Here is a 14283-nt window from a genome sequence, read left to right as displayed (position 1 = left end):
TCTTCGACCGGCCCGGAACTCCTCGCCCCGGCCCGCGCCGGAGTCTTCAGCCCGTCCGGCGTTTGAGGACGAGCCGTCAAGGCGATTCTTCGACCGGCCCGGAACTCCTCGCCCCGGCCCGCGCCGGAGTCTTCAGCCCGTCCGGCGTTTGAGGACGAGCCGTCAAGGCGATTCTTCGACCCGCACAACCCCCGGAGGGACCCGTGCCGGAGGGGCACACCATTCACCGCCTCGCGGCCGATCACCGGGAACGGTTCCAAGGCCGCCCCGTCCGGGCGACCAGCCCGCAGGGCAAGTTCGGCGACAGTGCCGAGCTGATCACCGGCCGGGTGCTGGAGACCGCCGAAGCCCACGGCAAACATCTCTTCCTCGGCTTCGGCGAAGGCGACTGGGTCCACATCCACCTCGGCCTCTTCGGCAAGTACACCCTCGGCGGGACGCCCGCCCCGCCCCCGACGGACACCGTCCGCCTCCGCCTGGCGAACGACACGCACTTCTCCGACCTGCGCGGCCCGACCGCCTGCGCGCTCATCACGGACGGCGAGAAGCAGGCGATACACGACCGCCTCGGCCCCGACCCGCTGCGCGACGGCGACGACCCGGCCAAGGCGTACCGCAGGATCTCGCGCAGCCGCACGACCGTCGCCGCGCTCCTCATGGACCAGAAGGTCGTCTCGGGCGTCGGCAACGTCTACCGTGCCGAGGTCCTCTTCCGGCACGGCATCGACCCTTACACCCCGGGCAAGGACCTCACCGAGGAGCTGTGGGACGCGATCTGGGCGGACCTCGTGGAGCTGATGCGCGAGGGTGTACGCCTCAACCGCATCGACACCGTCCGGCCCGAGCACACCCCCGAAGCCATGGGCCGCCCGCCGCGCGTCGACGACCACGGCGGTGAGGTGTACGTCTACCGCAGGGCGAACCAGCCGTGCCACATCTGCGGCGGCGAGATCCGCACCGCCGACCTCGCCGCCCGCAACCTCTTCTGGTGCCCGGCCTGCCAGCGGCCCGGCCGGGACGGGGAGCGGCACGGTTAGGATTGGATCTCCAGTTCCAATCGCCTGACCAGCGATTGTTCGACCAGCTCAACGGGGGGTTCTCTTCATGTTCGGCTTCGACATGCCCGGCTTCGACTTCGGCTTCGAACTCGGTTCCATCGGCGGCCTCACTCTCGCGCTGCTCACCGTCGTCCTCTACGTGCTGCCGTCCCTGATCGCCTTCAACCGAGGGATCGAACTGCGCTGGGTGGTCCTCGTCCTCAACGTCGCCGTCGGCGCCTCGCTGATCGGCTGGCTGGTCGCCCTCTACCTCGCCACGCGCAAGCCGCAGATACCGCTGGCCCCCTCCGCCTGACCCCTCGGCCCGAAGCCCCCGGCTAGGGCCTGTCTGACAATTCCCGCCTGCCTCGCGACGCCATGCACGCACTCTCGCCGCACCGGGCGCAGAGCCAAGTACATCCAGTACGAGGCCCTACGCCCGGCACGCCTAGAGCACGCACCTGACGCCGCGAGGCCGCCCTCCGGGCGACGACGCGAATTGTCAGACAGGCCCTAGAACCCGTGCGGCAGCCACGGCGCCACGTCCGACCCGAAGGCCACCGACGCCTCGGCCAGCGCCCCCTGCCGCAGCTCCCGCACCCGCCCCGCGCCCGCCAGTGACGCGAGGGACACGCCCCCGAGATACGCGGCACCCAACTCCCGCACCGACAGGGCGAGGTCGGCCGCGTCCTCCGTACGCGCGCACGACGCGCCCTTGGTGTCGCCGGTGAGCCGCCAACGCCCCGCGTTCCAGGGGCAGAAGGCGTCCGCCACCTCGAACACCACGTCCACGGGCGCCTGGTACGTACGCGCCTCCAGTGCCGCGCCCACCTCGACGAGCCGCACATGCAGCGAGTCGCGCACCGTGATGTCGCACCGCCGGATGTCCGAGACGAGCTGGAGCAGCGGGTCGTCCACCGGTCGGCTGCGCGCGACGAGCGACGACGTCAGGTCGATGTCGAAGAGGAACCGCCACAGCGCCGCGTACGCCGCCGGGTCCGGCGCCTCGATGTCGCGCACGTGCACCGCGCCCTTGGGGCCCTGCCAGTTCCAGTCCGGCTTGACGGCGAACCGCACATATCCGACGAGTTCCCCCGCGCGCTCCGCGACGACGCACTGCAACGGTGACGCCCCGGCGCGGTCGCTCTCCGGGTCGAGCAGTCCGTGCCGCTCCCAGCCCGGCCGCCGGGCGAGCATCCCGGGCCGCCCGGCGACCCTGCGGGCGTACAACTCCTCGCACGCGGCGTGGACATCGGCGGGCGCGGCGTAGCGCAGACGTACGTCATCCGTACCGGCCGGGACGGACAGCCGCACCCGGGTCGTGTCGATGTCGGCCTTCATCTGCAAGGTGGCCGCGCCGTACCCGAACCGGCCGTAGATGACCGGCTCGGAGGCGGTCAGCACGGCCAGCGGTTCACCGAGGGCGCGCACGTCGTCGAGCTGGCGCCGCATCATCGACGTCAGGACCCCGCGCCGCCGGTGCGTGGCCGCGACGCTCACCATCGTCACGCCCGCCGCGTCCACCAGCGCGCCGCCCGGCACCGAGAGCCGGAAGGAGAACGCTGACGTCGTCCCTATGCACGCGTCCCCGTCCCACACCCCCAACGACCGGTCGAGCTCGACGAGGTCGCGCCACAGCTCCTGCTCCTGCGGCGCCTCCGGCACACCCCCGAACGCCAGGTCCAACGCCCCGTACCAGCACGCCCATTCGCTCTCCGCGAGCACCCGCAAGTCAGTCGTCATATGCCATGCCTACCAGGGTGATACGCCCGGAGCGACTGGATTTAGGCGGCCGGAACCGGCTGTCGCGAGCCGTCGCGGAGCTGCCTCTGACGGGGGACAACCGGGACCTCCCGTGCGAAGTACGCGGCCCGCTGGATAGGGTCCACGAGCAATGGTGGTACGACGAGAAGGGCGCGCGCGGCGCGAGCGTGGCGAGCGGCGGGCGGAAGCCGAGACGTTCACGGCCCGGATGAAGAAGCGGCTGCACCGGGCCCGCATCGTGCTGCGCAAATCCGGGGTCGACTACTTCCGCGGCGACGGCTCCGACTGGGTCGCCCTGACCGGGCTGCTCCTCACCGTCCCGCTGATCACCGCCGCCACCATCCTCAACAGCGTGTGGTGCGCGCCCGCCGCCCTCGTCCTGCCCATCGTCGCGGGCGGCCTGCTCCTGCGCCCCGCCAGCCTCCTCGCGCTGTACGCGGCGTCCGCCGTCGCCCTGATCGTGGAGTCCATCCAGCTCGGCCCGTACACCGACGGGCCCTCGCGGGTCACGCCGGGCGTGGTCCTCGTGGTGGCCGCCTGCGGTTTCTTCGGGCTGGTCATCGCCCAGTTCCGCAGCCGGGTCGGCGTGCCCTGGCGCGGCGGCAGCACGATGCTGTTCGACCTGCGCGAGCGCATCCGCGTCCAGAGCAAGCTGCCGAAACTGCCGCGCGGCTGGCACCGCGAGATGGCGCTGCGCCCGGCCGGCGGGCAGTCCTTCTCCGGCGACTTCGTCGTCGCGGCCCGCACCAACGGCGGCCGCACCCTGGAGGTCGTCCTGACCGACGTCTCCGGCAAGGGCATGGACGCCGGGTCGCGCGCCCTGCTCCTTTCGGGGGCGTTCGGCGGGCTGCTCGGTTCGTTGCCCCCGCACTCCTTCCTGCCGGCCGCCAACGGCTATCTGCTGCGCCAGGACTGGGACGAGGGCTTCGCGACCTCCATCCACCTGGTCCTCGACCTGGAGACCGGCGACTACGAACTCTTCTCCGCGGGCCATCCGCCGGGCCTTCAGCTCAGCGCGGGCAGCGGCCGCTGGGAGGAGAAGACCGGCCACGGCCCGCTCCTCGGCGTCTACGACGGGGCGCAGTTCGACCCGGTCAAGGGCATGCTGCGCCCCGGCGACGTGCTGATGCTCTTCACCGACGGCCTCGTGGAGACCTCGGAGCGGGACATCGCCGAGGGCATCGACCGCCTCACGGGCGAGGCCGACCGGTATGTGGCCGGGGGCTTCCACGGTGCGGCCTGGCACCTCATCGAGGCGGTCGCGAAGGACGTCAACGACGACCGGGCACTGCTGCTCATCTGCCGGGAGGCGTAAGCGCCTTGGGCTCCGGTGCCGCCACCGCGTGGTCACGTCCGCCGGGCAGCACCCGCGCCAGCCACTGCGAGCGCCCCGCTGCCAACGGGCCGAGGACGGCGAGCAGCAGGACGTACCCCGCGATGAAGGGGGAGAGCCGTTCGTCGAGGCCCGCGCCCGCCGCCATCGTGGCGAGGATCAGCGCGAACTCGCCGCGGGCCAGCAGCGTCGTGGAGATGTTCGCCGCGGGGCCCGGCCCGAACCCGTACACGCGTGCCGCGCCGAGTCCCGCGAGGACGTTCATCAACAGCGTCACGGCGACCGCCGCGAGCACCGGCCAGAGGACGACCGGCAGGTCACCGGGGTCGATGGAGAGCCCGAACGCGAAGAAGAAGATCGCGCCGAACGCGTCCCGCAGCGGATGCACCAGCGTGCGGATGCGTTCGCCCGAGGCGGTGCTGCCCAGCATCAGGCCGACCATGAACGCGCCGATCGCGTCGGCGACGCCGAACCACTCCGAGACGCCCGCGACGAAGACGGCCGCGCCGAGGAAGGAGATGACGAGCAGCTCGTCGTCCCTGGTGGCGAAGAGGCGGCTGACGACGCGGGTGCCGAAGCGGGCCGCGAGCGCGAGCAGGAGCAGGAAGCCGAAGGCCTTGCCGCCGTCGAGCACGGCCGCGGCGAGGCTGTCCGCGCCGGACAGGACCGGCTGGAGCGCCGCGAGGTAGAGGGCCAGGAAGATGTCCTCGACGACGATGATGCCGAGGATCGGCTTCGTCTCCGCGTTGCCGAGGCGGCCGGTGTCGACGAGGACCTTCGTGACGATCGCCGAGGACGAGATGCCGAGCACCCCGGCGAGGACCAGCGCCTCGGAGGTGCCCCAGCCGAGCGCGAACCCGAAGCCGAGGCCCGCGCCGACGTTCAGCGCCAGATACGTCCCTCCGGCGAGGGCCATCTTGCGGCCGCCCGTCTTGAGGTCGTCCAGGTGGAATTCCAGGCCCAGATAGAACAGCAGCAGCACCAGGCCGAGCGCCGAGAGCATCTCCAGGTCGTGGGGGTCGGAGACCAGCACCACGCCGGGGGTGTGGGGGCCGAGGAGGATCCCGGCCAGGATGAAGAGGGGAATGGTGGGCAGTCCGATGCGGCCGCCGAGGCGGGCGAGCACGGCGGCGGCGAGAAAGGCACCGCCCATGGCTATCAGGGTGTCCGCGTGTCCGATGGGCCCGCTCCTTCGAGAGTTTCGAGAGATTCGAGTGGCAAGGTCAAGGGGTAGTAAAGAAAGCGTCAATAGTTAGCTTACCAAAAGGGTTTGTGGGGCCGGCCCGAGCCGGGAGGTGGGGTTTGCCCTACCCGGCATCGGCCGGGAGCCGTCATGGTCCCCAACACCCCCCGCTCCGTAGGTTCGAGACGTCGAATTCGGTACGGAGAGGTGGACGGGAACATGGGGCTGCGGCGGAAGAAGAACCGGGTCGTCGAGGAGGACGTACGCGTCCTCGGAGCGACGCACGGCGACTGGGCCGTCGAACTGCGTGGTGTCCGCCGTCAGTACGGCCGCGGGGCCGGCGCAGTGCACGCCCTCGCCGGCATCGACCTCGCCCTGCCGCGCGGCAGCTTCACCGCCGTCATGGGGCCCTCCGGATCCGGCAAGTCCACCTTCCTCCAGTGCGCGGCGGGCCTGGACCGGCCGAGCGCGGGCACCGTCCGCCTCGGCGGCACCGAGATCACCGGCATGAGCGAGAACAGGCTCACCGCGCTGCGCCGCACCCGCCTCGGCTTCGTCTTCCAGGCGTTCAACCTGCTGCCCTCGCTGACCGTCGAGCAGAACGTCGTCCTGCCGATGCGCCTCGCGGGGCACCGCCCGGACCGGCGCAAGGCCGCCGAGATGCTCGCCCGCGTCGGCCTCGGCGGCAAGGGAGGCCGCCGCCCCGGCCAGCTCTCCGGCGGCCAGCAGCAGCGCGTCGCCATCGCCCGCGCCCTGGTCACCGAGCCGGACGTGATCTTCGCCGACGAGCCGACCGGCGCCCTCGACACCACCACCGCCACCGAGATCCTCGGCCTGCTGCGCTCCGCGGTCGACGGCATGAACGCCACCGTCGTCATGGTCACCCACGACCCCGCCGCCGCGGCCTGGGCGGACCGCGTCCTCTTCCTCGCCGACGGCTCCGTCGTCGACCGCCTGGAGCGCGCCTCCGCGCAGCAGATCGCCGCCCGCATGACCGCGCTGACGGCTCCCGCCCGCACGGGGGTGGCCGCGTAATGGCGTACGTGCCCAACGGCCTGGCCCGCGCGGCCGTCCGCTTCAAACCCGCCGCCTTCGCCGGCACCTTCGTGGCGCTGATGATGGCCTCGCTGATCGTGACCGCCTGCGGCATCCTCCTGGAGACGGGCCTGCGCGCCTCCGTGCCGCCCGTCCGCTACGCGAACGCCCCCGTGGTGGCAGCCGCCGACCAGGAGGCGCACTTCGTCACCGGAAGCGGCGAGGACCGCACCGAGGAGAGCATCCCGCTGCCCGACCGCGCCCGGCTCGACGACGCCCTGGTCACAAAGGCCGCCGCCGTCCCCGGCGCGCGCACCGCCGTCGCGGACGTCACCTTCCCCGTGCGGTCCGGCGACCGCACCGTCACCGCGCACGGCTGGGGCTCCACCGCCTTCACCGGCGAGAAGCTGACCGAGGGCCGCGCGCCGCGCTCCGGTGAGGTGGCCCTCGCCACGCCCGGCGCCCGCGTCGGCGACCGCGTCACGCTCACCACGGCCGACGGCCCGCGCGCCTTCCGCGTCTCCGGCACGGTCGAGGCCGGGCAGGCCGCTCCCACCGCCTGGTTCGCCGACGCCGAGGCCCTCCGTCTCTCCGGGCACCCCGGACGCGTCGACGCCATCGCCGTCCTGCCCGAGCCGGACGTCTCGGCCGACACCCTCAAGTCCCGGGTGGCACAGGCTCTCGGCGACAAGGCCGAGGTCCACACCGGCGACGACCGCGGCGGAGTCGAGGACTCCGGGCTCGCCTACGCCAAGGAGATGCTGACCGGCCTCGGCGGCTCCTTCGGCGGCATCGCCGCCCTGGTCGCCGTCTTCACCGCCGCGGGCACCGTCGCGCTCTCCGTGGGACAGCGCGCCCGGGAGTACGCCCTGCTCCGCGCCATCGGCACCACCCCGCGCCAGATCCGTCGCACCATCGCCACCGAGGCACTGCTCGTCGCCCCCCTCGCCGGCGCGGCCGGACTGCTGCCCGGCATCGTCCTGGCCCGCTGGTGGTTCGGGCAGTTGAAGGAGAAGGGCGCGATCCCGGAGGCCGTCGGCCTCACGGTGTCCGGCCTCCCGTTCGCCGCCGCCGTCGGCACCGCGGTCGTCACCGCCCTGCTCGCGGGCTACCTGGCGGCGCGCCGCCCCTCCCGCGTCAAGCCCGGCCAGGCGCTCGCCGAGGCCTCCGTGGAGCGGCTGCGGCCCGGCAAGATCCGCACCCCGATCGGCGTCGCGGCGCTCGGCGGCGGCGTGGCCTTCGCGGGGATCGCCTCGCAGACCACCGGTGAGGACGCGGCGAACGCGGCGCTCGGCGTCGTCATGCTCTTCATGCTCGCCATGGCCCTGCTCGGCCCGCTGGTCGCCCGCGGCTGCGCGGCGCTCTTCGGCCTCCCGCTGCGCAAGGCGGGCGCCCCCGGTGCGCTGGCGGCCGCCAACTCCCGTACGAACGCCCGCCGCCTGGCCTCCGCGATCACCCCGATCGTGCTCGCCATGGCCTTCTCGTCCGTGCTCGTCTTCCTGCACACCAGCACCGACAAGGCCACCGCCGACCAGCAGCGCGCGGGCATCACCGCCGACCACATCGTCTCCTCCGACGCGGGCCTCGCGCCCGGCGCGGTCGCGAAGGCCGCCCGCGCCGACGGGGTCACCTCCGCCGTCGGACGGCTCAAGACGTCCGTCATCGTCCCGCAGTACTCGGTCGGCGACCGCCTGCTCGCCTCGGCGTCGGCGCAGGGCATCACGGGCTCGGCCACCGACCTGGCCAAGGTCCAGGACCTCTCGGTGGAGACCGGCGCCCTGCGGCTCGGCAAGGGCGACATCGCCGTCGACGCCGCGCTCGCCCACGCCGCGCGCGTCCAGGTCGGCGACCGCCTCGACATCCTCCTGCCCGACGGTACGAAGGCCTCCCCGAAGGTCGTGGCCACGTACGGCAGGGGCCTCGGCCTCTCCCAGGTCACCCTGCCCGCCGCCGGCCTGAAGCACCACGTCACGTCGTCCTTCACCCACGAGATCTGGACCAAGGGCGGCTCCGCCGAGGCACTCTCCGGCCTCGGCACCCTCCACGACCGCGACGGCTACACCACGGCCCAGTCCATGGACGCCGAACTCAACGCCTGGGCCAACACCACGATGGCGGCCGTCCTCGGCGGCTTCGCGGCCGTCGCCGCGGTCAACACCCTGGTGATGACGGTCCTGGACCGCCGCCGCGAACTCGGCACCCTGCGCCTGATCGGCTCCACGCGCCGCCAGGTGATGCGGATGATCCGCTGGGAGGCGCTGATCGTCGCCGTCGCGGGCATCGCCATCGGCTCGGCGATCGCCCTCGCCACGCTCGTCCCGATGATGAACGGCCTGACGGGCGAGGCCCCTTACATCCCGCCGCTGGTGTACGGCTCCTTCGTCGGCGCGGTCCTCGTCCTCGGCCTGGCGGCGGCGACGATCCCGGCCCGGGCGGCGCTAAGGTCGGCGGCATGACACGCCCCGCCCTGGACCGCGAGCCGCTTTCGCTCACAGAAGTCGAAGCCCTCGCCCGCGAGGCCCACGCCACCCAGACCGACAAGGCCGGCCGCCCCTACGCCGAGCACCTCCAGGCCGTGGCCGACGGGGTGCGGGCCAGGGGCGGCGACGACGAACAGATCGCGGCGGCCTGGCTGCACGACTCCGTCGAGGACGACGCGCTCACGGAGGACTGGCTGCGGGACGCCCCGCTGTCCCCTCGTACGAAGGCCATCGTGCGGGCGCTCACCAAGATCCCGGGGGAGTCCCCGCAGGCGTACGCGGAACGCGTCCTCGCGACGCCCGGCGCCCGCCTCGTCAAGGAGGCGGACCTGGCCCACAACGCCGACGCGGCCCGCCTCGCGGTCCTGGACGAAACGACAAGGGCGCGCCTGACGGCGAAGTACGCCGCCATGCGCGCCCTGCTGGGACTCTGAGGAGGTCAGGCCGACCTGGTCCGCTCCCGCGCCAGTTCCGCCGCGTCCCGCTTGAAGGCCCACTCCATCTTGGGCTCCATCGCGAAACGGAACATCCGCTGCACCGGGGGAGTGCACAGCAGCGTCACCACGGTCGCCGCGACGGCCGTCACGAAGATCTCGCCGAGCGGCTTGTGCAGCCACTCGTAGTCCTCGAACCAGCCCCAGAAACGGGAGCCCTTGGCGAGGAAGCCGTGCAGCAGATAGCCGTACAGCGTGCCCGCGCCGAGGATCGTGAACCACATCTTGCGGCGCGGCACCCAGGCGAAGAAGCACGCGGTGAGCACCACGGAGCAGCCGAAGAGCGCCAGCGTCATCACGATGCCGACCCACCACGGCACGCCCAACTCCTGGGCGCTGTCCCGGCGGTAGAACCACACGGACGTCATGCGCGGCGCCGCCCAGTAGGCGAGCAGCACCGCGGCGGCGAAGACCGGGACGGACAGGATCCGCACCTCGCGGCGGCGCACCAGCTGGAAGTGCTCGGGCTTCAGGAAGAGGCCGAGCACGAAGAACGGCATGAACTGCAGGACGCGCTGGAGGTCGAGGTCGTCACCGATGTCCGGGGAGATCACGGCGAGCATGGCGATGGCCAGGGCGAGCGGCACCGGCCAGCGCACGATCTTCCACAGCGGCACGGTGAGCCGCCACACGAAGAGCGCCACCAGGAACCAGGTGAGGTACCAGGGGTCGAGCAGGCTGATCGGCTGGGACGGGTCGTCGTCCGCCCAGCGCTTGAACAGGGTGTACGCGACCTCGAAGAGGACGTACGGCACGGCGACGCCGGTGACCAGCCGCCTCAGGCGGTCGGGCCGCATGTCGAAGCTGCGCGAGAAGTAGCCGGAGATCAGGATGAACGCCGGCATGTGGAAGGTGTAGACGGTCATGTACAGCGCCTCGGCGGCGCGGCTGTGATCCGTCAGGGGTTCCCATGCGTGGGCCATCGCCACGAGGACGATCGCCAGGTACTTGGCGTTGTCGAAGAACGCGTCGCGCTGTTTGGCGGGCTTCGCCGCGCGGCCGGCGGCGCGGTGGCCGGACGGGGTGGGGGGAGCGGTGGCGGCCTGCGGGGTCGGATGGTGGGTGCGCGGGGGCGGGGGTCCGGCCGCGGGCACCTGGACCGGGGGAAGCGGCGCCCGGTGGCGTCCGTGCGGGTGCACCGAGTTGGTCACAGGCCCTCCCACCAAGAGCTCGGTGAGACGATCCGGGACCGCACTGCGCCTACGGGGGTGGTGGCAGCGTGGAACATCTGACGCACCCTAGCGTTGCCGCGCTGTCTTCGTAAAACCCTCGTCACTTTCGTCAACTCAACCCCTGTCAATCCCTGAGTCGATTACCGCTTATCGGCTCCACGTACCCGCGAATCGCGCGGGTAGACAGATAGATGCAGTTGCCTGACGTCCTATACGTCACAATTCATCCGGTTTAAATGGTGCATAACGCCCGCAGGCGACTCCAGTGGAATGTCCGGTTGGTCGGGGCGCCGTGAACGCGCGGTGCGCCTCCAATGTGCCCCCGGCAACAATTCGAATTTCCTGCGAACGCCGTGTGTGGTGATGGAAACGATCAAGCTGAATTCCCGGTGTGCGCGGGCCATCGAATTAGCGTGCGCGGTACGCCGCTCACGCGCCCCCGGAGGGCGCCCCCGTACGCCGGGCCCGGGAAGCGTTGGCCGACGATGTCCCGACGATGTGTCAGCGGCGGCATACAGCGGGCGGGTTGGTGGCACGATGGTCGGTGGCGGGGGTGTGCGGGGCCGTACCCCCCGGGCCGGGAGAGCGACCGACCTAGGGTGTGATCAGTGTGGCCATCTCGCTGTCAGTGGTACTGCTGTTGGCGATCATCCTTGTGGTGCTGATCCGCGGGGGATCGCTCAAGACGGGGCCCGCGATCGTCGCGGTGCTCTTCGGTTTCTTCCTCGCCTCGACCGGTATGGCGCCCTCCATAAACCGGTTCCTGAACGAACTGGCGGAGACCATCAACTCGATCAGCTTCTAGCCGGCCGGCGATTCAGCTTCTGGCCGGCGATCGGCTGCCGGCCGGCACGGCGGCCCGGGAACGCCGCCGACCCGGCCGCTGGAATCAGCGGACCGGGCCGGAGGACTGCGGAGCGGGCGACGGGAATCGAACCCGCGTAGCTAGTTTGGAAGACTAGGGCTCTACCATTGAGCTACGCCCGCAAATGCGCGCCAGGGCCGGAAGGCCGCGGCACGAAAGGCATCGTAGCGGGTCGGCGGGGGTCGCCGCACGCCCCCTGCCGCGGTCCCGGTTCAGCGGGGGCCGCATGGCCTGCGGGCATGTACCCTACGTGTCGCACCGACGGGGTGTGGCGCAGCTTGGTAGCGCGTCCGCTTTGGGAGCGGAAGGCCGTGGGTTCAAATCCCGCCACCCCGACCACCTCATTCCTCGCCACCCCTCTTCGCGGCTTCGCGCCCCCCCTCCGCAAGATCGCATTGTGGGTCGGCTCCCGCTTGCCGTTACTATGCAAGCTGTGTGCCCGTGTGTCTCTGATCCGGGCAGAAACCAGCAGTCAGCCCACCAAGGAGACCGAACCGTGAAGAGCGCCGTGGAGACCCTGAACCCGACTCGGGTTCGGCTCACTGTCGAGGTGCCCTTCGAGGAGCTCAAGGACAGCCTCGACGCGGCGTACAAGAAGATCAACCAGCAGGTCACGGTGAAGGGCTTCCGCAAGGGCAAGATCCCGGCCCGCGTCATCGACCAGCGGTTCGGCCGCGGGGCCGTGCTGGAGGAGGCCGTCAACGACGCGCTTCCGAAGTTCTACACCGAGGCGGTCAACGAGGCCGAGCTCAACGTCCTGGGTCAGCCCGAGGTGGACATCACCGAGCTGAAGGACAACGAGACCCTCAACTTCACCGCCGAGGTCGACGTCCGCCCGACCATCGAGATCCCGGACTACTCCGGCATCGAGGTCGAGGTCGACGCGGTCGAGGTCAGCGACGAGGACGTCGACAAGGCCGTCGAGGAGCTGCGCGAGCGCTTCGCCTCCACGTCCCCGGTCGAGCGTGCCGCCGAGGACGGCGACGTCGTGACGATCGACCTTCAGGCGAAGGTCGACGGCGAGGTCCTGGAGGACGGCGTCGCGTCCGGCGTCTCCTACACGATCGGCTCCGGCGAGCTCCTCGAGGGCATCGACGACGCCGTGAAGGGCCTGGAGGCCGGGGCTGAGGCCACCTTCACCTCCGAGCTCAAGGGCGGCTCGGCCGCCGGCAAGGAGTCCGAGGTCACCGTCAAGGTCACCCAGGTCGCCAAGCGTGAACTGCCGGAGCTGGACGACGACTTCGCGCAGCTTGCCTCCGAGTTCGACACCCTCGACGAGCTCAAGGCCGACAGCCGCAAGCGCCTCGAGAACATGAAGCAGTACGACCAGGCGACGCAGGCCCAGGAGCGTGTCCTGGAGAAGCTGCTCGAGCTGGTCGAGGTCCCCGTCCCCGAGAAGCTCCTCGCGGACGAGATCCAGACCCGCAAGCACAACCTGGTGAACCACCAGCTCGGCCAGATGGGCCTCGACCTCGCGAAGTACCTGGAGATCCAGGGCAAGACCGAGGAAGAGTTCGACGCCGAGACCAAGGAGCAGGCCGAGAAGGGCATCAAGACGCAGTTCGTCCTCGACGAGCTCGTCAACAAGGAGAAGCTGAACGTGAACCAGGAGGAGCTCACCGAGCACCTCATGCGTCGCGCGCAGTCCTCCGGCATGTCCCCCGACCAGTTCGCCCAGGCCGTCGTCGAAGGCGGCCAGGTCCCGATGCTGGTCGGCGAGGTCGCCCGCGGCAAGGCCCTCGCGGTCGTCGTCGAGGCCGCGACGGTCAAGGACACGAAGGGTGAGGTCGTCGACCTCGGCGACGAGGACGAGGCGGACGAGTCCGCCGAGGCCTCCGCCGACGCCGACGCCTCCGCCTCCGGCGAGGAGAAGGCCGAGGCCTGAGCCGCCTCGCTCTGACGCACGCACCATGGGCCCCCGGGATCTCGATCCCGGGGGCCCATGCCGTGCCCCGCCCCGTAAGGGGCGCGGGGAACTGCGCGCTCAGCCCCCGCCGGGGCGCGGCCGCGTCTGCCCCGTCAGGCTCCACGGCGAGTGCGGCTCGTACCCGGCTGGCCGCGCAGTTCCCCGCGCCCCTGGCGGGGCCCCTGGCCGGGGCCCGCGACCTGCGCTCACAGCGAACAGTTCCGTCTGCGGGATTCCCGGAGGGACCCCGCGCGTTAGGGTCCATGAATACGAGGGCAGGGGAGTCCCCGGAGCCGCCCCGGAGCGGCTGGCACGCGGGGTCCCAGCCCCAGCTGAAGACGTGAGACGGCCCGGCGCCGTCGTAAGACGAGCAGGTGGATACGTGACGAATCTGATGCCCTCCGCCGCCGGCGACCCCTCCATCGGTGGTGGCCTCGGCGACCAGGTCTACAACCGACTGCTCGGCGAGCGGATCATCTTCCTCGGCCAGGCCGTGGACGACGACATTGCCAACAAGATCACCGCCCAGTTGCTGCTCCTTGCCGCAGAGCCGGACAAGGACATCTTCCTCTACATCAACAGCCCAGGCGGCTCGATCACGGCTGGCATGGCGGTCTACGACACCATGCAGTACATCAAGAACGACGTGGTCACGATCGCGATGGGCATGGCGGCCTCCATGGGCCAGTTCCTGCTCAGCGCCGGTACGCCCGGCAAGCGCTTCGCCCTGCCGAACGCCGAGATCCTGATCCACCAGCCCTCCGCGGGCCTGGCGGGTTCCGCGTCGGACATCAAGATCCACGCCGAGCGTCTGCTGCACACCAAGCGCCGCATGGCGGAGCTCACCGCTCACCACACCGGCCAGACCGTCGAGCAGATCACCCGCGACTCGGACCGCGACCGCTGGTTCGACCCGCAGGAGGCCAAGGAGTACGGCCTCATCGACGACATCATGCCCACCGCCGCCGGCATGCCGGGCGGGGGCGGCACGGGAGCCTGAGGCACCCCTCAGCG

At 71.3% G+C, this 14283-nt stretch carries 12 protein-coding genes and 2 tRNA genes; 10 read left to right on the top strand and 4 right to left on the bottom strand.

Features of this window, described 5'->3' with window-relative positions:
- The first annotated feature begins 203 nt into the window (after positions 1-203).
- On the top strand, positions 204-1037 hold the full coding sequence (locus tag ACF062_RS04615) for an Fpg/Nei family DNA glycosylase (protein WP_392135575.1): 834 nt from the start codon (positions 204-206) through the stop codon (positions 1035-1037).
- Positions 1038-1104: 67 nt separating this feature from the next.
- Positions 1105-1353 (top strand): superinfection immunity protein, encoded by a 249-nt coding sequence (locus tag ACF062_RS04610; protein ID WP_392135572.1) that lies wholly within the window; start codon positions 1105-1107, stop codon positions 1351-1353.
- Between the two features lie 197 nt (positions 1354-1550).
- On the opposite strand, the gene ACF062_RS04605 is transcribed toward ACF062_RS04610, so the two are convergent.
- Entirely contained in the window at positions 1551-2780 is a 1230-nt protein-coding gene (locus ACF062_RS04605; RefSeq protein WP_392135569.1) for a GNAT family N-acetyltransferase, read from the bottom strand.
- Between the two features lie 151 nt (positions 2781-2931).
- Here ACF062_RS04605 and ACF062_RS04600 point away from each other — a divergent pair, with 151 nt between their 5' ends.
- Positions 2932-4116 (top strand): PP2C family protein-serine/threonine phosphatase, encoded by a 1185-nt coding sequence (locus tag ACF062_RS04600; protein ID WP_392135566.1) that lies wholly within the window; start codon positions 2932-2934, stop codon positions 4114-4116.
- Here the strand turns inward: ACF062_RS04600 and ACF062_RS04595 are convergent.
- The gene (locus tag ACF062_RS04595) at positions 4097-5287 is read right to left on the bottom strand and encodes a cation:proton antiporter (protein WP_392135563.1); all 1191 of its coding nucleotides are present in this window, start codon (positions 5285-5287) and stop codon (positions 4097-4099) included. The genes ACF062_RS04600 and ACF062_RS04595 overlap by 20 nt on opposite strands.
- A 249-nt stretch (positions 5288-5536) precedes the next feature.
- Here ACF062_RS04595 and ACF062_RS04590 point away from each other — a divergent pair, with 249 nt between their 5' ends.
- Genes ACF062_RS04590 through ACF062_RS04580 form a run of 3 tightly spaced genes read left to right on the top strand, consistent with a single transcriptional unit; the run spans position 5537 to position 9266 of the window.
- Positions 5537-6352 carry an ABC transporter ATP-binding protein gene (locus tag ACF062_RS04590; protein WP_392135560.1) on the top strand — a complete coding sequence of 272 codons (816 nt, stop codon included), beginning with the start codon at positions 5537-5539 and terminating at the stop codon, positions 6350-6352.
- On the top strand, positions 6352-8808 hold the full coding sequence (locus ACF062_RS04585) for an ABC transporter permease (protein ID WP_392135557.1): 2457 nt from the start codon (positions 6352-6354) through the stop codon (positions 8806-8808). The genes ACF062_RS04590 and ACF062_RS04585 overlap by 1 nt, the downstream gene beginning before the upstream one ends.
- Entirely contained in the window at positions 8805-9266 is a 462-nt protein-coding gene (locus tag ACF062_RS04580; protein WP_392135554.1) for an HD domain-containing protein, read from the top strand. The genes ACF062_RS04585 and ACF062_RS04580 overlap by 4 nt, the downstream gene beginning before the upstream one ends.
- A 5-nt stretch (positions 9267-9271) precedes the next feature.
- Here the strand turns inward: ACF062_RS04580 and ACF062_RS04575 are convergent, their stop codons facing one another.
- Positions 9272-10477, bottom strand: coding sequence for an acyltransferase family protein (locus ACF062_RS04575; protein WP_392135551.1), 1206 nt, complete (start codon positions 10475-10477; stop codon positions 9272-9274).
- A 631-nt stretch (positions 10478-11108) separates the two neighbouring features.
- On the opposite strand from ACF062_RS04575, the gene ACF062_RS04570 reads away from it, so the two are divergent.
- Positions 11109-11303, top strand: a complete 195-nt coding sequence (locus tag ACF062_RS04570; RefSeq protein ID WP_125512773.1) for a hypothetical protein — start codon at positions 11109-11111, stop codon at positions 11301-11303.
- A 111-nt stretch (positions 11304-11414) separates the two neighbouring features.
- On the opposite strand, the gene ACF062_RS04565 is transcribed toward ACF062_RS04570, so the two are convergent.
- A tRNA-Gly gene (locus tag ACF062_RS04565) sits at positions 11415-11485 on the bottom strand.
- Between the two features lie 140 nt (positions 11486-11625).
- On the opposite strand from ACF062_RS04565, the gene ACF062_RS04560 reads away from it, so the two are divergent.
- The 3 genes from ACF062_RS04560 (at position 11626) to ACF062_RS04550 (ending at position 14269) form a co-directional block, all read left to right on the top strand.
- Positions 11626-11702: transfer RNA gene (locus ACF062_RS04560), tRNA-Pro, on the top strand.
- A 157-nt stretch (positions 11703-11859) separates the two neighbouring features.
- Positions 11860-13248 carry a trigger factor gene (gene tig / locus ACF062_RS04555; protein WP_392135548.1) on the top strand — a complete coding sequence of 463 codons (1389 nt, stop codon included), beginning with the start codon at positions 11860-11862 and terminating at the stop codon, positions 13246-13248.
- Between the two features lie 415 nt (positions 13249-13663).
- Positions 13664-14269 (top strand): ATP-dependent Clp protease proteolytic subunit, encoded by a 606-nt coding sequence (locus ACF062_RS04550; RefSeq protein WP_062774006.1) that lies wholly within the window; start codon positions 13664-13666, stop codon positions 14267-14269.
- The last annotated feature ends 14 nt before the right edge of the window (positions 14270-14283 follow it).

It is taken from the genome of Streptomyces sp. NPDC015345 (genome assembly GCF_043078805.1).
GTDB lineage: Bacteria > Actinomycetota > Actinomycetes > Streptomycetales > Streptomycetaceae > Streptomyces.
The sequence above is the reverse complement of the archived record's forward strand: the minus strand, read 5'-3'. Positions and strand labels throughout refer to the sequence as shown.